This window comes from Flaviaestuariibacter amylovorans (genome assembly GCF_039541815.1).
Taxonomy (GTDB): domain Bacteria; phylum Bacteroidota; class Bacteroidia; order Chitinophagales; family Chitinophagaceae; genus Flavisolibacter; species Flavisolibacter amylovorans.
The window spans coordinates 344,318-360,335 of record NZ_BAABGY010000011.1 but is presented as its reverse complement, the minus strand read 5'-3'; the positions used below and the strand labels follow the sequence as shown (position 1 = coordinate 360,335).

General features: G+C 51.8%; 18 protein-coding genes. 12 read left to right on the top strand and 6 right to left on the bottom strand.

Annotated elements, in window-relative coordinates; all coding sequences use genetic code 11:
- Positions 1–3 precede the first annotated feature (3 nt).
- Genes ABD937_RS18390 through ABD937_RS18335 form a run of 12 tightly spaced genes read left to right on the top strand, consistent with a single transcriptional unit; the run spans position 4 to position 10,239 of the window.
- Entirely contained in the window at positions 4–2,475 is a 2,472-nt protein-coding gene (locus ABD937_RS18390; RefSeq protein ID WP_345257314.1) for a TraG family conjugative transposon ATPase, read from the top strand.
- A 27-nt stretch (positions 2,476–2,502) separates the two neighbouring features.
- Positions 2,503–3,177 (top strand): conjugal transfer protein TraI, encoded by a 675-nt coding sequence (locus ABD937_RS18385; RefSeq protein ID WP_345257313.1) that lies wholly within the window; start codon positions 2,503–2,505, stop codon positions 3,175–3,177.
- A gap of 9 nt (positions 3,178–3,186) precedes the next feature.
- Positions 3,187–3,825, top strand: a complete 639-nt coding sequence (locus ABD937_RS18380) for a hypothetical protein (RefSeq protein WP_345257312.1) — start codon at positions 3,187–3,189, stop codon at positions 3,823–3,825.
- A 20-nt stretch (positions 3,826–3,845) separates the two neighbouring features.
- Complete coding sequence (locus tag ABD937_RS18375; protein WP_345257311.1) at positions 3,846–4,469, top strand: TerB family tellurite resistance protein; 624 nt, start codon at positions 3,846–3,848, stop codon at positions 4,467–4,469.
- 12 nt (positions 4,470–4,481) lie between these two features.
- Complete coding sequence (gene traJ / locus ABD937_RS18370; protein ID WP_345257310.1) at positions 4,482–5,678, top strand: conjugative transposon protein TraJ; 1,197 nt, start codon at positions 4,482–4,484, stop codon at positions 5,676–5,678.
- Positions 5,679–5,709: 31 nt separating this feature from the next.
- Positions 5,710–6,309 (top strand): conjugative transposon protein TraK, encoded by a 600-nt coding sequence (gene traK / locus ABD937_RS18365; RefSeq protein WP_345257309.1) that lies wholly within the window; start codon positions 5,710–5,712, stop codon positions 6,307–6,309.
- Positions 6,310–6,321: 12 nt separating this feature from the next.
- Positions 6,322–6,783, top strand: coding sequence for a hypothetical protein (locus ABD937_RS18360; RefSeq protein ID WP_345257308.1), 462 nt, complete (start codon positions 6,322–6,324; stop codon positions 6,781–6,783).
- Positions 6,758–8,011: a conjugative transposon protein TraM gene (gene traM, locus ABD937_RS18355; protein ID WP_345257307.1), complete on the top strand. Its 1,254-nt coding sequence runs from the start codon at positions 6,758–6,760 to the stop codon at positions 8,009–8,011. Before ABD937_RS18360 ends, traM begins: the two co-directional genes overlap by 26 nt.
- A gap of 10 nt (positions 8,012–8,021) precedes the next feature.
- Positions 8,022–8,786: a conjugative transposon protein TraN gene (gene traN / locus ABD937_RS18350; protein WP_345257305.1), complete on the top strand. Its 765-nt coding sequence runs from the start codon at positions 8,022–8,024 to the stop codon at positions 8,784–8,786.
- Between the two features lie 31 nt (positions 8,787–8,817).
- Positions 8,818–9,627, top strand: a complete 810-nt coding sequence (locus ABD937_RS18345) for a hypothetical protein (RefSeq protein ID WP_345257304.1) — start codon at positions 8,818–8,820, stop codon at positions 9,625–9,627.
- Between the two features lie 10 nt (positions 9,628–9,637).
- The gene (locus ABD937_RS18340) at positions 9,638–9,934 is read left to right on the top strand and encodes a hypothetical protein (RefSeq protein WP_345257303.1); all 297 of its coding nucleotides are present in this window, start codon (positions 9,638–9,640) and stop codon (positions 9,932–9,934) included.
- Between the two features lie 14 nt (positions 9,935–9,948).
- Complete coding sequence (locus tag ABD937_RS18335; RefSeq protein WP_345257302.1) at positions 9,949–10,239, top strand: helix-turn-helix domain-containing protein; 291 nt, start codon at positions 9,949–9,951, stop codon at positions 10,237–10,239.
- A 477-nt stretch (positions 10,240–10,716) separates the two neighbouring features.
- Here ABD937_RS18335 and ABD937_RS18330 read toward each other — a convergent pair whose 3' ends face one another.
- The 6 genes from ABD937_RS18330 to ABD937_RS18305 all read right to left on the bottom strand — a co-directional run bounded on the left by ABD937_RS18330 (position 10,717) and on the right by ABD937_RS18305 (position 15,405).
- The gene (locus ABD937_RS18330; protein ID WP_345257301.1) at positions 10,717–11,373 is read right to left on the bottom strand and encodes a hypothetical protein; all 657 of its coding nucleotides are present in this window, start codon (positions 11,371–11,373) and stop codon (positions 10,717–10,719) included.
- A gap of 9 nt (positions 11,374–11,382) precedes the next feature.
- Positions 11,383–12,018, bottom strand: coding sequence for a hypothetical protein (locus ABD937_RS18325; protein WP_345257299.1), 636 nt, complete (start codon positions 12,016–12,018; stop codon positions 11,383–11,385).
- A gap of 233 nt (positions 12,019–12,251) precedes the next feature.
- The gene (locus tag ABD937_RS18320; protein WP_345257298.1) at positions 12,252–13,475 is read right to left on the bottom strand and encodes a phage integrase SAM-like domain-containing protein; all 1,224 of its coding nucleotides are present in this window, start codon (positions 13,473–13,475) and stop codon (positions 12,252–12,254) included.
- 157 nt (positions 13,476–13,632) lie between these two features.
- Entirely contained in the window at positions 13,633–14,505 is an 873-nt protein-coding gene (locus tag ABD937_RS18315) for a recombinase zinc beta ribbon domain-containing protein (RefSeq protein WP_345257297.1), read from the bottom strand.
- A complete protein-coding gene (locus tag ABD937_RS18310; RefSeq protein WP_345257296.1) occupies positions 14,460–15,182 on the bottom strand; it encodes a recombinase family protein in 723 nt (240 codons plus the stop codon). Before ABD937_RS18310 ends, ABD937_RS18315 begins: the two co-directional genes overlap by 46 nt.
- Entirely contained in the window at positions 15,127–15,405 is a 279-nt protein-coding gene (locus ABD937_RS18305) for a hypothetical protein (RefSeq protein ID WP_345257295.1), read from the bottom strand. Before ABD937_RS18305 ends, ABD937_RS18310 begins: the two co-directional genes overlap by 56 nt.
- Positions 15,406–16,018: the final 613 nt, after the last annotated feature.

The window sequence follows — 16,018 nt, the reverse complement described above, 5'->3', positions numbered from 1 at the left end:
CTCATGGAACGAGACCTGACAGAGATCCTGCCTATCCTGGGCGTGGAGCACGATTGCCTGCTCTCCAAAAGCGGGGACATCACGGTAGCCTTCCAAATGGAGTTGCCTGAACTGTTCACACTTTCCGATCGCGATTACGAGGCCTTTCACCATGCCTGGATCAAGGCCGTGAAAGTGCTGCCGGCAGGAAGCATCTTCCACAAGCAGGACTGGTTCATTGCGTCGCAGGTAAAGGCCGACTTCTCATCCGAAGAGCAGACCTTCCTAAGCCGCTCCAGCGAACGCTTCTTCCACGAGCGTCCCTTTCTCAATCATGAATGTTTCGTCTACCTGACCAGGCGCCCGTCTGGTCGAAAACCCTCCAGCTCGCTGCTGTCCAGCCTCCTGCGAAAAAGTATTGTTCCCGAACAGGCACTTAATCCCCAGGCCTTACAGGACTTCCTGGATGCGACCAGCCAGTTCCAGCGGATCCTGGAGGACAGCGGCTTTGCCCGCCTGAAGCGCCTGGAGGAAAAAGACTTGCTCAGCGGACCACAGCGGGCCGGGCTCCTGGAGCGCTATTGCTACTTGCTGGAACGGACCGAAGAGCCGCTGATCAAGGACATCAGCTTCGGTGGAGACCTGCGCATTGGCGACGCCTACCTGCAGCTCTATACGCTCGGCGATACTGAAGACTTGCCGGCCCTGTGCGGATCCCGGATCAACTACGACAAGTATTCCACCGACAAGACCAAGTTTAGTGTCGGCTTTGCGGCGCCGCTCGGCCTGTTACTCCCTTGCAGCCATATATACAACCAGTATTTCTTCATCGAAGACCCGCAGCTGACACTGAAACGACTCGAAAGCAAGCGCCTGCGCCTGCAGTCGCTCTCCGCTTACTCGCGGGAAAATGCGATCAGCCGCGAAGCCGTAAACGATTTCCTGAACGAAGCGATCGGGCAGCAGCGCCTGCCGATCAAAGCGCACTTCAACGTGCTGGTATGGGCGAGTGAAAAAGAAGGGTTGAAAGAACTTAAGAATCTGGTCGGCTCGGCCCTGGCCCAGATGGACGCAGCACCCAAGCTCGAAGTACCAGGGGCCCCGCAGATCCTGTGGGCCGGCATGCCAGGCAACGAGGCCGACTTCCCGATGAACGACACCTTTGACACCTTTGCAGAGCAAGGCTGCTGCTTCCTGAACCTGGAAACCGCTTACCAGAGCTCCCTCAGTCCGACGGGACTGCGCCTGGGCGATCGCCTGACCGGGCGCCCCCTGCACGTTGACCTGAGCGATGAGCCGATGCAGCGCGGCATCTGCACCAACCGCAACAAGTTCATCCTGGGGCCCTCCGGAAGCGGGAAGTCGTTTTTCACCAATCATATGGTGCGCAGCTACTATGAGCAGGGTACACACATAGTGCTGGTGGATGTCGGCCACTCGTACAAAGGGCTCTGCGACCTGGTCGGCGGGTACTATTTCACCTACCAGGAAACGTTGCCTATCCGGTTCAACCCGTTCTATATTGGTGAAGGCGACCTGCTCGACACTGAGAAGAAAGAAAGCATCAAGACGCTCCTGCTTGCCCTTTGGAAGAAAGACACAGAGAGTTTCTCCCGCAGCGAATACGTGGCTCTTAGCAACGCCTTACAGCAGTATTACGAGCACCTGGAGCGCAACCGGGAGATTTTTCCAGGTTTCAACAGCTTCTATGAATTCCTGGAGGGGCCCTTTGCTACCCGTCTGGCACAGGAAAAGGTGAAAGAAAAGGACTTTGACCTCTCGAACCTGCTCTATGTACTGCGACCCTATTACCGCGGCGGAGAGTTCGATTATCTCCTGAACGCAACGGAGAACCTGGACCTCCTCCAGCAACGGTTCATCGTCTTTGAGCTGGACAACATCAAGGATCACCCCATCCTGTTCCCGGTAGTCACGCTGATCATCATGGAGGTATTCATTTCGAAGATGCGCAAGCTGAAGGGCGTCCGGAAGATGATCCTGATCGAAGAGGCCTGGAAAGCTATCGCCAAAGAGGGCATGGCGGAATACATCAAGTACCTGTTTAAGACCGTGCGCAAGTTTTTTGGCGAGGCCATCGTAGTGACGCAGGAAGTAGAAGATATCATCTCCTCGCCAGTGGTAAAACAGGCGATCATCAATAACAGCGATTGCAAGATCCTGCTGGACCAATCGAAATACCAGAACAAGTTCGATGCGATCCAGGAGCTGCTGGGTCTGACCGAAAAGGAAAAAGCGCTGATCCTGTCGCTGAACAAAGCCAACGATCCTACGAAGAAATACAAAGAGGTCTTTATTTCCCTTGGCGGCACCCTATCTAAGGTCTACCGGACGGAAGTATCCCTGGAAGAGTACTTGACCTACACGACTGAGGAAACTGAAAAAGTCAAAGTGCAGCAGTACGCTGCCCGGTATGGCGGCATCCGCGAGGGCATCGCAGCACTTGCCCGCGAGCTCCGTGAAGTACGTACCCGCTGATCTAGTAACACGTAAAAGCAACTATAGATGAAAAAGCACCTGATTTGCCTGCTGCTCGCCGTCTTCACAGCCCTTGCCCGCCCTGCAGCCGCGCAGGACCCCATTACCCTCATCATCAAAGAGGGCATTAAAAAAGTGATTGTTGCGGTGGACCTGAAGATTCAACGCATCCAGACAAAGACGATCTGGCTGCAGAATGCACAGAAGGCAGTTGAAAACACGATGTCGAAGCTGAAGCTCGATGAGATCTCGGAATGGACGGAGCGGCAGCGCAAGCTGTACAGCGATTATTTCGAAGAGCTGCGAAAGGTTAAGGACGCGCTGGCGTATTACCACCGGCTGAAAAGCTTGATCGACAAGCAGCGCCTGCTTGTGGAAGCTTACGGGCGCGCCTGGAGCGGGGTACGGCGGGACCGGCATTTCACCCCGGAGGAGGTAGCGTATATGGGCAACGTATACAGCGGCATCCTCGCAGAAAGCGTCCGGAACCTGGAAGGTCTTCAGCTCATTGTCCGGTCGTTCACGACCCAGATGAGCGACGGGGAGCGGCTTGCACTGATCGATAAAACTGCAGCGGCAATTGAGGCGAACTACGCCGATCTGCGGGCCTTCACCAATGGCAACGTTCAACTGTCCCTGCAGCGCTCCAGAGACCTCAAAGAAACGGCAGTTGTTCGTAACCTCTACGGCCTTCACTTCTAAAGCTAACCTATGAAAAAGATCCTCACCCTTTGCCTTTCCTTCTTTCTGCTCAACACCCTTCACGCACAAACTTTTAATGAATGGTTCCGGCAGAAGAAAACCAAGATCCGCTACCTCGTAGAGCAGATCGCAGCCCTGAAAGCCTACACCGGCGTTGTAGACAAAGGGTATTCGCTTGCCCAAACCGGCCTAACCACCATTTCCTCCATCAAAAAGGGTGACCTGGCCCTGCACGAGGATCACTTTGCATCACTACGTGCCGTATCGCCCGCCGTACGAAGCTATTGGAAGGTCGGGGCCTGCCGGACGCTGGAGCAAGACATTTTGAGTATCGTTCACAATACCGAGCGGTTTCTTGGCCAGTCTTCTCTATTGAAGCCGAAAGAGAAAGCCTTCGCCCGCATCGTACTACAGCGGATGATGGAGCACAAGACCCAACTCATGGATGACCTGCTGCAGGTGACAACAGATGGCCGCACGACACGAAGCGATGCCGAGCGGATCGCTCAGGTCGACAGCTACTACCATTCGCTTACCGAGCTAAAAGAGGCGGTCCTTGAGTTTGGGAACACCCTTCGCACGCTTCAGGCGCAGCGAACGCAAGACCAGAGGAACACGCAGGCAGCAAGCCGGCTGCACGGCAGGTAAACTGAATAAATCGCAAGTGTATGAAAACGTGTGTTTGGATCCTCCTCTTGCTTCTGCCATTTGGCGCCGTGCGCGCGCAGTCGGCAGAGGCGCAGCAGCTGCTGCTCAATGTTGAAAAGCTGGCGCAGCTTAAAACCATGCTCTCCCAGCTAAAAAAAGGCTACACCGTTCTTGCTGACGGCTACAACCGGATCAAGGGACTGACCGAAGGCAATTTCGACCTGCACCAGACTTTTCTGGATGCCCTCTTCCAGGTGAGTCCGGCGGTACGTAATTACTCAAAAATCCCGGTCATCCTTAACCAGCAAGTAGCACTTGTAAAAGAATATAAAGCCGCAAGCAGGCAGTTTACGGCGAGCGGCCTCTATACACCTGAAGAACTGAGCTACTTCAGCAAGGTGTATGGCAACCTCGTAAGCGCCTCGCTCAAAAACCTGGAAACCCTTTCTACCGTGCTGACTTCCGGACGGCTCCGGATGTCGGACCAAGAGCGGCTCGCGGCGATCGACCGCGTTGCGGCTGAAATGGAAGATGCACTTTCTTTTCTGAGGCACTTTAATTCCGGCAGCCGGATGCTTGGGCTGCAGCGTGCGAAGGAACGAAATGACGTTCGCGCACTCCAGGGGCTTTACGGCATAAAATAATAAACGAAGTATATGAAACGGTGTGTAGGTATCGTGCTGATCACGGTAGTGGGAACCCTTTTGCCCCTGGCTGGCGGAGCACAGGGCATCTCCGGAGAGATTATGGGCCTGCAGAAGGTGCTGGAGCAACTCTATGAAGAGATGCTGCCCCTATGCAGCCAGTTAATAGGTGTCGGTCGTGGCATCGCCGGCTTTGCGGCCACCTGGTACATTGCCACCCGTGTATGGGGACATATCAGCCGTGCCGAACCGGTTGACTTCTACCCGCTCTTCCGACCTTTTGTGATTGGGTTCGCTGTCCTGATCTTTCCCTCGGTGATCGCCCTCATCAATGGTGTGATGAAGCCCACGGTAACGGCCACTTCGGCTATGGTGGCAAACTCAGACAAGGCTGTCGATGTGCTGCTCAAACAAAAAGAGGAAGCCATCAAGAAATCGACGGTCTGGCAGATTTATGTAGGGGAGAACGGCAGCGGCGACCGCGATAAGTGGTACAAGTATACGCACCCCGGCGAGTCGCCCGAGGATGAGGGGTTTTTCGAAGGGATCGGCAACGACATCAAGTTTGCCATGGCCAAAGCCTCCTACAACTTCCGCAATGCGATTAAGGAGTGGATGAGCGAGGTATTGCATGTGCTTTACCTGGCGGCAGGGCTTTGCATCAATACCATACGCACCTTTTACCTGATTGTACTGGCCATCCTGGGCCCGCTGGTTTTCGGCCTTGCCGTCTTCGATGGGTTCGGCCACACCCTGACGGTCTGGATTGCGCGCTACATCAATGTGTTCCTGTGGCTGCCCGTGGCGAACATCTTCGGCAGCATCATCGGCAAGATCCAGGAAAAAATGATCGCGCTAGACATCCAGCAGATTGGCCAATCTGGCGATACGTTCTTTTCCTCGGCTGACACGGCTTACCTCATCTTTCTCATCATTGGCATCATCGGGTATTTCACAGTGCCATCTGTGGCCAACTACATTGTACATGCAGGCGGAGGCAATGCATTGCTGCAGAAAGTGACCAACGTTTTCAGCTCCTCAACCACTTCAGCCGTGCAGACGGTAAGCAGCGGCGCCGGCATGGTCGCCGACAGCCTGGGAGGAGCCGCCAACCGCCTTTCCGGCAGCATGAGCGCAGCCGGCACCTCGGGTGGCTATTTCCGGGATGGAGCCAACCAGCATACAAAAGACAAACTAAGCGGACTTTAAAGCGAACCCTATGTTTCAGAAAGCAAAGAATATGGATACAGCCTTCCGGCAAGTACGGCTCTTCTGCTTAAGCGTGGTGATTGCGTGCACCCTCATTTGCGGAGCTGTTATTTACAGCAACTACAAATCGACCGCATACCGGGAGTCCCGGATCTATGTGCTGGCGAGTGGAAAGGCGATCGAAGCTTTCGCCGGCGATCGGAAGGAAAACCTGCCGGTAGAGGCCCGGGATCATGTGCGCACCTTTCACAAGTACTTTTTCACCCTTGACCCGGACGATAAGGTCATTCAAAGCAACATTACCAGCGCCCTTTACCTGGCCGATGGCTCTGCCCGCTCACTCTATGAGAGCCTAAAAGAAAACAACTACTACACTGGGCTCATCTCCGGCAACATCAGCCAGGAAATAGAGGTAGACAGCGTGGCGCTGGACATGAACGCGTATCCCTACCACTTCCGGTGCTGGGCGACGCAGCAAATCATTCGCCCGAGTTCCATCACGCAGCGCAACCTGATCACGGAAGGATGGTTACGCAATGTCTCCCGCTCAGACAACAATCCGCACGGTTTTCTGATCGAAAAGTGGAATACGCTGGAGAACCGTGATCTCAAAACCGAACCGCGGCATTGAAAGACAGGAAATATGAAAATGATTGAAAATAACGAGACCGTAGGGAGCGGGGGCTTTTGGAATGGGCTTCGAAACCAAGTGCAGCGCTTCAGGAGTGGAGCAGCCGAAACGCTGGGCGGATGGTTCAACGGCTATACGCCAGGGGGGCAGAAGATCGTCCTGCTTGGCTTCGTAGTGCTTTGTGCAACAGCCAGTGCCATAGTTCTGGCTCGAAGCTTCTTCCACCCATATGAGCCTACTGTGCATGTTGACAGCATCAGACAGCCCTACATTTCCCCCAAAGCTCACACAGAACCTGTCTTGGCGCAACGGGAATACGAACGGCTTCACTCCTACCGGCTGCATTTGGACAGCCTCATTGCCGGAGGAGACACCTTACAAAGGGGGCTGCGCGACACGCTCCTCTACCTCGAAGTTCTTTATCATCAGCAACTAAAAAACAAACGTCATGAACAACCAAAATCCTCTCGATGAAAGAAAGCGCAAGGCGCTCCTGCTGCTTCCTTTACTGGTCATCCCATTTCTCACGATGGCTTTCTGGGCACTAGGTGGCGGCAAGGGAACTACACAAGCTACAGAAGCGGCGAGTACTGGCCTGAACATGCACCTCCCGCCGGCCCAGCTCAAAGAAGACGGCAGCGAAAACAAAATGAGCTTCTACGAGGCAGCGGAGCGCAAAGCCGCCGGCCTCGATAGAACAGACAGTGTTGCCCTTCAGCCGCTTGGAACAAGGACCGATACGAGCCTGCCTGCGCCGTCCGACTATCCGTTTGCCACACCGCCAGGCGTTTCTGCGCATGCGCCGTACCGAGACCCGAATGAAGAACGGATCTACCGGAAGCTAGACGAATTGAACCGCCAGTTGACCCCGGCCGCGTCTGGAGCGAACATGCAACACGTGAACCCATCCCGTGCCGCCAATGCAACAGCCGGAGGCGGCAATAGAAGCGTCGATGAGCTGGAAGGAATGATACCCACGCCTACTTCAGGAGGTTCGGAGCCCGACCCTGAATTGGAGAGCCTCAACGGCATGATGGACAAGATCCTCGACATCCAGCATCCGGAACGGGTGCGCGAGCGACTGAAGGCCATCGAAGAAAAAAAGCGAAAGGAAGCTTTGACCGTTACGGCTCACCGTGGCGAGGCCCATACGTCTCTACTCGGCTCTGGGATCAGCGAGGGGTCAGAAAATGGCTTTTATGGAATTGAAGAAGTGGAGCAAGAAACAAAAGAAGAGGGAACGATTGAAGCCGTGGTTCACGGTACGCAAACGCTGATCAATGGAAGTGTGGCCAAGCTACGCCTGCTCCAGGACCTCACCGTAGGTAGCCGCACCGTTCCAAAAGGGGCTTTTGTTTACGGAGTAATTAATCTTAATGGCGAGCGTGCTGAAATGAACATACCGTCCATTCATTACGGCGGATCGCTCCTTCCGGTGCAGCTCGAAGTATATGACATCGATGGGCTACCCGGACTGTACATACCCGGCGCCATCACACGCGAAACAGTGAAGTCTTCGGCAGATGCTTCTGTGCAGACAGTTGATATCGGAATGATGGACCCCTCACTGAAAGCACAGGCCGCCAGCGCCGGATTGAGCACCGTAAAAAGCTTTCTGGGCAAGAAAACTAAGATGGTCCGTATCACGGTCAAAGCCGGCTACCGTGTTTTTCTGAAAAACAAAACCAATTCTTCAAACTAAATACAAAACCATGAAACCTTTTGCTATTCTGCTATTCGTTATTAGCTGTTTTGCAGAGGCAATGGCGCAACACCCAGCCATTCAACTTACGACCGACAAAACAACCAGCCTCGTATTCTCTGCCCCTATTGTCCATGTCGACCGTGGCTCTAAGGACGTGCTGGTTCAACGGGTTAAAGAAGCGACGCACATCCTTCTGGCAAAGGCTGCCTCTTCCGCCCTGCCGCAGACCAATTTAAGTGTCGTGACTGCCGATGGCAGCTTGTACAGTTTTTCAGTCTCCTTCGACAGCCTTCCCAAGGAATGGGTCTACACGGTTCCGCCGAAAGGCGCGGCATCCGTAGAAGCTACGGCCAAGAGCTTACTACAGGCGCCCCGGCTGTTGCGCACACTTAAAGAAACGAGTGGTGGCATCCGGATGGAAGTTCGCAGCATTTACGTACGGGGCAGTATTCTCTTCTATCAACTTCATCTGAAAAATGAAACAGCAATTGATTACGATGTAGATGCCCTTCGCTTTTATATCCGCGACCGGAAGAAGGCCAAGCGGACCGCCCAGCAAGAGCTGATGCTCGCTCCGGTGGGCTGGGCACTACCGGTTCAAAAGATTCCCGGGCACAGCGAATTAACTACGGTAGTCGCGCTCGAAAAATTCACGGCTCCGGACGCCAAATATTTCGGTATAGAGCTCCTGGAAAAATCGGGCGGAAGGCACCTCCTCTTGAAGGTCAGTAACCGCTACTTATTCCGGGCGCGGTCGCTACCAGCCCAGTAAACCAGCCTTTTCACCCTTAAACATAATAGCCATGAACGAAAAAAATTATGAGTTCCTCGCGAACCAAATCAAATACACCGGCTTTGGCGAGGGGCTGGCAGAAGTTCTCAAAGAGAAACTGGCGCAGGGAGCCCCGGAGTTTACATTACGTCATGAAGCGGCTTTCGGCACCGACAAAACCGAGGCAACACTCCATTTCCGGCGCTCCAATGAAAGCGATATGTACTTCTTTAACCGCTATAACCTGGCGCTGAAGAACGACAAGCTGCAAGAGCCGCTGCAGCAGTCGTTTTACATTAACGGCAAGCAAGATAACATCACGCTCAAGGAAGGGTATAATCTGCTTTCCGGCCGCGCTGTCCACAAGGACCTGACCACAAAGGAAGGCGAATCCTACCGGGCCTGGGTGCAGCTGGATTTCAAGCAGTCGGAAGCAAATGGCAACTTCAAGACGAAGCAATTCCGCGAGGCCTATGGCTTTGACCTAGAGCAGGCACTGAACAAGCATAACATCAAGGAACTGCAGACGCCGGAAGACCGGGACAGCCTGGTCCGGTCGCTGGAACGCGGCAACCGGCAGGCTGTAACCCTCGAAGCTGAAGGAGGACCCAAACAGATCTTTATCGAAGCCGCCCCTCAGTTCAAGTCCCTCAACCTCTACGAGCCCAACGGCCGACGCATCATCAATGGGAAAGAGATCGGCCAGGATAGTACGAAGGAAGGAGTCCGGCTGGAGCAGGGCAAGGGCCAGTCGAAGGGGCAAAAGTTGAAGGCAGGTTCTGATGGCGAGGGCAGCACCCAAAAAAAGGCATCCCGAAAATCCAGAAACTCTATTTCCTAAACCGATTTCTATGGAATCGCTGTTTGTCCAGTTTTTTAAAGCGGTCCGGGAAGACCCCCGGATCGCTCCCGTGCACATCAGTCTATATACTGCTTTATACGGCCTGTGGGCAGAAAAAGGGTTTCAGAACCCCGTTTCCGTCTTTAGTAAGGAAGTGATGCCACTTTGTAAGATCTCCGGCAGCGCCACCTATCATCGAAGCATGCGGGAGCTCCACCAATACGGCTATATCCAGTATGTGCCCTCCTACAACCACTTCCTGGGAAGCCTAATCTATTTCATTGAGGTTAGCGGTAAAGAAAACTAAATAATAACGTGTGTATGGAACCTGTGCGGCATGATTTAGAAGGGCGTGAAATTGACCCGCGCCTCTATCTGTTACAAAAAGAAGTATTAAGCCTGTCGGAGGCGTGCACCTACCTATGCATCAGTCAATCGCATATGTATAAATTGACCAGCGGCCGGGTGATACCCCATTATTCGCCGACAGGAAAATTGATTTATTTCAAACGAACTGAGCTCGATGCCTGGGTACTGAAGCATAAGCGCTGCGACAGCGACGAACTAGCCGCAAAAACGGATCAATTTCTTTCAAATAGAAAACATCATTGACGGAATAGATTGGAAATGTTAGCACCTACCACCCGACAATGAGCTAAACCTTTGCATTCATTCTGATAAGGCCGTTTGATTTTGTAGCGATTGTCAATAAGGATCAGCCACCACCGCCCTAGGCTTCCTATGCCAAACAACAACTCACAGCAACTATTATTGGCAACCATCATCCCCTCAATGTGGACTGAAAGACCTGATACTAAAAAAGGGGAGATTTCGATCACGTTTCTGTATAAGCAGATCTTGCCTTGTGCAACGCCGGTATAAATGCCTAATCGCTGCGTAAGCCCCAAACCGTACTTGTGATTATTTGCCTACCTACTGTAACGCGGAGAGACGTAGATCAGAGGCAATAAGTTTCAGAGTACGCCGGTTTACCGAAAGGTGTCCGGGGGTCCGAATCCCTCTTCCTCCGCCTACGCACAAAGCCGCTCTGTGAGCGGCTTTGTTTAACGAAGAATCCCTTCATATTGATTACTTCCCAAATCCACGGCTAATTCGTATCCCAACCGAGAATGGATTGAAGCTTCTATTGCTGCTGTACGAGCTGAGCGAATAATCCGAGAACAGCTCATATCGCCAGGACGACGACGTTGATACTGGCAAACTGATTAACGCACCCAAACCGAAAAAAAGGCTATTATTAAGATCAAACGGTTCATTCTTAAGATCTGATCCCACTTTAAAATTTCGATCGATCCGGCCGACATAGGAAGTTTGGAAGTCGACTCCCAGAACTATTTTGGGTCCCACCGACCTCCTATAACCTGTAATAATGGAAACTGGTGTAAACTCAAGACGATTCACTTTTACGTTATCGGGAGTCCGAAGAAACAAATCATCGCTGTTCTGCCTTTCGAAATATCCCTCGACATGGTAGCTGTTGTTTCGTGCAGTCAATCCAACTACAAAACAGTTTCCGTTGCCTAAGCTGAAATTGCGTCGGACGCCCACTTCCGCTCCGAAGCCGGTGCTTGAATAAATATCTTTAGAGATATTAAGTGCACGTCCGGCAAGAAGACCCGCGAACCCGTCGAACTTCGGCAGAGTTGACTGCGCCCTGCTTGCCTGGATATTGACGCCCCAAATTACCAGAAAACTTAGAAAATACACCGGTCCATTCTTGTACATAAATTCAAATTAGTCATAACCGAAAGCGATACCATATGCTACCGAAAAGCCGATTGCACCCCAGATGATACTTCCTCCAAGAGTTAACGTAAGGCCAATACTCACTCCCGCGAGAATGGGACCAACAACCAGAATACAGACTGCAGCACTGACGGCACAAGCTAACCACTTCCAAAATGACCCCTTAGCGGTTGAGGAACCCGGAGCCTCCCCCTTAAATCGCTCCATCCAATACAATGCTCCATATCGCATCATAGACGACGCAGAGAAAAGACTGACCAGATCCTCCTTGGAAAAATCGCTTTGCTTTTGGAGTAAGTCGCCTTCCCATTGTACGATAATACCTTTGATCTCATTGAAATCGGTAGTCGAAGCGACTTCGATCAGTGAATTAATCAAAGTAGTCAATTCGGTTTTACCACCCGTACTTAGCTCAATAGACTCCAACTGTAACGCATTAACGAAATAATTCTGTTCATCTGCAGCAATAGCCTTAAATTCTTTGTAAGGAATGTTTCCGCCTATACGCTCTCCTTTACTCATTTCTTCGATAGAGGTGTATCGATTCAGAAGAGTGATATACGCATCGCCAGTGAATTCGCAAGGATTGTTTTGATTGATTGCTAAAGTGTAATCGACTGTCATAGCTTTGGTTTAGGTTTACTTGAGACTGTCTAGCGAAGGTATAGCAGGCGATTTCACTGAGAATAGTAGAAATACCAAATTTTCCGGCTAATTTTTTTAGCAGCTCGCACTTCTCGGCGGCTACACTCCGGGATAGACTGCGGCTGCCTACATATTATTGAACAACGGCGAATACCGAATGAACTTACTCAAAACCTATACTATTCGTAGTGGGGATATTATAATTACTATCATTACTTGAATTCCGTAAGCATGTTGGCAAAATCCAATTTAACATCATCTGCAAAATCGCCTAAGTAATTCTCCGTTACCGCTACGCTACTGTGCCCCAGGCTCTCTTTGATCAGCTGACTACTCGCTCCCTTTCGCATCAGTCGCGTAGAAAAGCTATGGCGGCAAGCATAGGTCGTGCACTTCTGGTCAATCTCTAACTTGACCCTTATTTGCTCCATGCCTTCGTTGACTTGCTTGATAAATTTCTGAACGCGGTGCTTTACCGTCTTGGGTGATATATCGGCGTCAAGCACAGGAAACAAATAGGGGGTCTCATTAAGCTTTGCCCGCCACTTCTCAATGATCATTTTCGCTTTGGGGTGCAGCGGTACCTTAATGGGTCGTAAGTCTTTCTTACGGGTGCGGATGGTTTTCTGCCTGATGTAGTAAAGAAAGGTACGGTCGATATTCTCAGGCTTAAGGTGGAGAATATCTGTCATATTCATTCCGTTGCACAGGTAGCTCAAGATCCAGAAGTCGAGCGCTTTCTCTTCATTAGCCGAAGCGGGCGCATAGCTCAGTATCTTCTGCAATTGTTCGTCGGAAAGTGCCTTCTTTACGTTTCTGGCTCCAGGGATGTCATAGCTTTTAAAGGGATACTGCTCCGCCTTAAGTGCTCCTTGCTCAATTGCCTGGTTGATGATAGCCCGGAGTTGGCGCAGGTAAATCCCAATCGTAGAGGGTGACTTGCCCTGCCGCTTCATGGCCGTCTCGTACCCTACCAGGAACTCTTTAGTGATGTCAGTTAGTTTGAGGTTCGACCAGTAGTTCAAAAGAGAGTTGAGCGTCGTACGATAGGATATCCGGGTTCCTTCCCGTCCTTCCTGCTCCAGCTTGGAAACATATTGGTCGAACCAATGCTTTAGGGTTAAATCTAATTTCCCGACAGCTTGTTTGAAGAAAGCAGCTTCGAAGGCGAAAAACGAAAAAGGTTCCAATTTCTCTATTATGCTCTCGGCCTTGGTGACCAGGATCTGCGTCTTGATCTTTTTTTCTTTGAGGCTTTCATCCTTCAAACGGGCCCCGTTTAGCTTCTCCCATTCCTCTTTCGTAAAGTCGAGCCCTGTGCTGTAACGCTTCTTTTCAGGCCGGCAGTAGACAACCAACTTCAGGGGAAAGGTTCCATCGAGCTTCTCCTTCCGGGTATCTAGAAGGAAGGAAACAGAAGGTTTATAGACTTGCATAGTTGCACCAAATTTGCACCACAAAGATATCGATAAAGAGAAACCAATTGATGATATATACAAAATTTGATCCTTATATAACACTATTTTTCAATCACTTATGAAATCATCGGAAAGAAAAAGCAATCAGGAAATGTTTTCAAAATTTGACTGTTAATCAGAGGGTCTCAGGTTCAAGTCCTGAAGGGGGAGCCTCACTAGACAAGCCCACATATTGTGGGCTTTTTTTATGTGTTCGTCGCCCGAAACCCGCGCCCCGCTTGCTTATCAGCGCGAAGAGGGGGTTCGACCCTATGGTTTGAAAAGTTTTTTTCGAATAGATCAATTTTTCGGGGAACATCAAACCAATGAGCTGTTGCTTCAGGAGCAGGTTGCTCTCCACGTAGAGCTTGTCCAGGTTGGTAAAAAACTTCCCGGCAAAGGCCAGCAGGTCGGCCAGGTCGCTGTTCTCCCGCGACAGGCTCCGCAGCTGGCTCTCCAGCTGGCTCACGATCGGCTCGTAGCGGTTTTTGATGGCTTTGTAGTCGGCCGGATCAATGGTGCCGTCCAGCAGGAGTTGCTGGGCCTGGTTGAGGCGCTCCTTATTTTTCTCGATCTCCCCTTTCAGCTTCGCCCGCTCCTTTTCGGCACTTTGCCCGTCGCTGCCGTACAGCGAAGTGGCGAAGTATTCGATGGCATTATGGGCCACTACATTCAGCTTGATGTTCTGCAGCATTTTGGCAAAGGCAGCATTGGCCTCTTCGGCATGGAATCGCTCGCCGCACTTGGGGGTGCAGTGGTAGTAATAGTACATACCGCCATTCCCTTTCGAGGTGCTGCCCGTCAATTTGCGGCCGCAACGCGCGCAAATCAGGTGCCCCCGCAGCGGAAACTCTTCACGCGGCCGATGCGACACGGGCCAGTTGCGTCGCTTCTTCGCCATGACGATTTGTACTTCGTCAAACAGTTCTTCGCTAATCAGGGGTTCATGGAGGCCCTTGACGACTATCTCCGGCTCGTCTTTGTAGGAGGGATCACCATCCGGCCGCAAAAGGTCGGGTTCTTGATCATCAGGTAAAAGTTCCCGCGCGAGATGCCGAGCCCTCTGCGCATGGCCTCCTTGCGCACCACCTCGCCGCTGGAGATGCCCTTGCAGATCTCTTCGAAGACCCATTGGACGATCGGTGCCTTTTCGGAGGGAACGATGACCGGCTGGTTGCGCTCGTTGCGGGTATTTCGATAGCCCACGGGTGCACCACCCATCCAGCGGCCTTCTTTCCGTGCCCGGCGCATGCCGGCCACGGTGTTCAACGCCCGCCGGTCGTTCTCCACCTCCGGCGCGGCCAGGTAAAAGGCGAGCATGATCTTGTTTTCGGGAATGTTCAGGTCGAGCGGCTGCTCGATGGCCTGGGGCTCGATGCCCAGCTTGTTGAGGGTATTGATCATGCCGTAGGCATCGCCGGCATTGCGGGAGAAGCGGTCCCATTTGAGAAACAGGAGCAGGTTGGCGAGCTTCTTTTCCTTTTTGAGGCGGCCCAGGAGCTTTTGGAATTGCGGCCGCTCGAAGGTCTTGGCCGAGTGGTCTTCGCGGTAGAAGTCCACGACTTCAATTTGCTGCAGGGCGCAATATTGCCGCAGGCGTTCTTCCTGGTGCTGTAGGCTGAAGCCGCGGTCAGCTTGCTCGTCGGTACTTACGCGGACGTAGAGAATGGCTTTCTTCTGTACCATGGGTAGCATTGTTTAAGTTCACAACCGGGACGCGGTGCCGGAAATCCTGCATGTAGAACTCGTAGTAGATTCGGGTCAGCTTGTACAGGAAGTCGCGCAGCTGCAGCAGTTCTTCATCGGTGTAGTCGTACTCCTTTGCTTTGAACAACTTGCGGCATTGCTCTACGCTGGGCAGGCTTTCATACAGGTCTTTGGATTTCGAGGCACCGGCTGCGGTTGTCATATTGTTTACAGATCTAAGTTACAAAAGGTTGATTATCAATTAGTATTGTATTTTGGGGAGGGTTAGTCTCGTCCCCTTCTGCACAACAACTAAATGAAAAGGCAAACCTAGAATAGTTGGAAAACTTGCTTTCCAGTTTTGGTCAGTTTTTGCAGATTAATGCCAGAAATTGTCAGTTTGGGAACGATTTTTCCGTGTTTTTCCCGATGTCAAGTGCGCCAGAGACGATTGCCACAAGTACTTGAAAGTTCGTACACTATGGACGTCAATACGGAGCTGCCATGTAGCAGGAATTTAGGATGAATTACGGAGCAATTGGGGAGGTATTGAAAATGGTTAGAGAGGGTTACGGGAGCATAGAATAATCAATACACAAAACAACGCCACCTTTAATCCGCTCGTATTTCTTAGCGTGCAACTTTTACACGATTCAAAAGCGCCATGTTATTTGATGTTCTGAAAATTAGCTACTTTGGCCTGCTACCAAGCCAAATCCTTTCACACGAAACAAACTGACTGCTTCCTTGGCGGTCCTGTCCTCGGCCACAACGAATACAGCAAGCCGGCATTGGCCCACCTCGCGCTCAAAGACAGCTTGGCGACAACCGCATCA

Bases quoted from the DNA above. Each gene is read 5' to 3' on its own strand.
- traM (WP_345257307.1), top strand. From the start codon at position 6,758: ATGAACAACCAAAATCCTCTCGATGAAAGAAAGCGCAAGGCGCTCCTG.
- ABD937_RS18330 (WP_345257301.1), bottom strand. From the start codon at position 11,373: ATGTACAAGAATGGACCGGTGTATTTTCTAAGTTTTCTGGTAATTTGG.
- ABD937_RS18375 (WP_345257311.1), top strand. From the start codon at position 3,846: ATGAAAACGTGTGTTTGGATCCTCCTCTTGCTTCTGCCATTTGGCGCC.
- ABD937_RS18340 (WP_345257303.1), top strand. From the start codon at position 9,638: ATGGAATCGCTGTTTGTCCAGTTTTTTAAAGCGGTCCGGGAAGACCCC.
- ABD937_RS18305 (WP_345257295.1), bottom strand. From the start codon at position 15,405: ATGACAACCGCAGCCGGTGCCTCGAAATCCAAAGACCTGTATGAAAGC.
- ABD937_RS18335 (WP_345257302.1), top strand. From the start codon at position 9,949: ATGGAACCTGTGCGGCATGATTTAGAAGGGCGTGAAATTGACCCGCGC.
- ABD937_RS18325 (WP_345257299.1), bottom strand. From the start codon at position 12,018: ATGACAGTCGATTACACTTTAGCAATCAATCAAAACAATCCTTGCGAA.
- ABD937_RS18345 (WP_345257304.1), top strand. From the start codon at position 8,818: ATGAACGAAAAAAATTATGAGTTCCTCGCGAACCAAATCAAATACACC.
- ABD937_RS18390 (WP_345257314.1), top strand. From the start codon at position 4: ATGGAACGAGACCTGACAGAGATCCTGCCTATCCTGGGCGTGGAGCAC.
- ABD937_RS18360 (WP_345257308.1), top strand. From the start codon at position 6,322: ATGAAAATGATTGAAAATAACGAGACCGTAGGGAGCGGGGGCTTTTGG.
- ABD937_RS18380 (WP_345257312.1), top strand. From the start codon at position 3,187: ATGAAAAAGATCCTCACCCTTTGCCTTTCCTTCTTTCTGCTCAACACC.
- ABD937_RS18385 (WP_345257313.1), top strand. From the start codon at position 2,503: ATGAAAAAGCACCTGATTTGCCTGCTGCTCGCCGTCTTCACAGCCCTT.
- ABD937_RS18320 (WP_345257298.1), bottom strand. From the start codon at position 13,475: ATGCAAGTCTATAAACCTTCTGTTTCCTTCCTTCTAGATACCCGGAAG.
- ABD937_RS18310 (WP_345257296.1), bottom strand. From the start codon at position 15,182: ATGGTACAGAAGAAAGCCATTCTCTACGTCCGCGTAAGTACCGACGAG.
- traJ (WP_345257310.1), top strand. From the start codon at position 4,482: ATGAAACGGTGTGTAGGTATCGTGCTGATCACGGTAGTGGGAACCCTT.
- traN (WP_345257305.1), top strand. From the start codon at position 8,022: ATGAAACCTTTTGCTATTCTGCTATTCGTTATTAGCTGTTTTGCAGAG.
- traK (WP_345257309.1), top strand. From the start codon at position 5,710: ATGGATACAGCCTTCCGGCAAGTACGGCTCTTCTGCTTAAGCGTGGTG.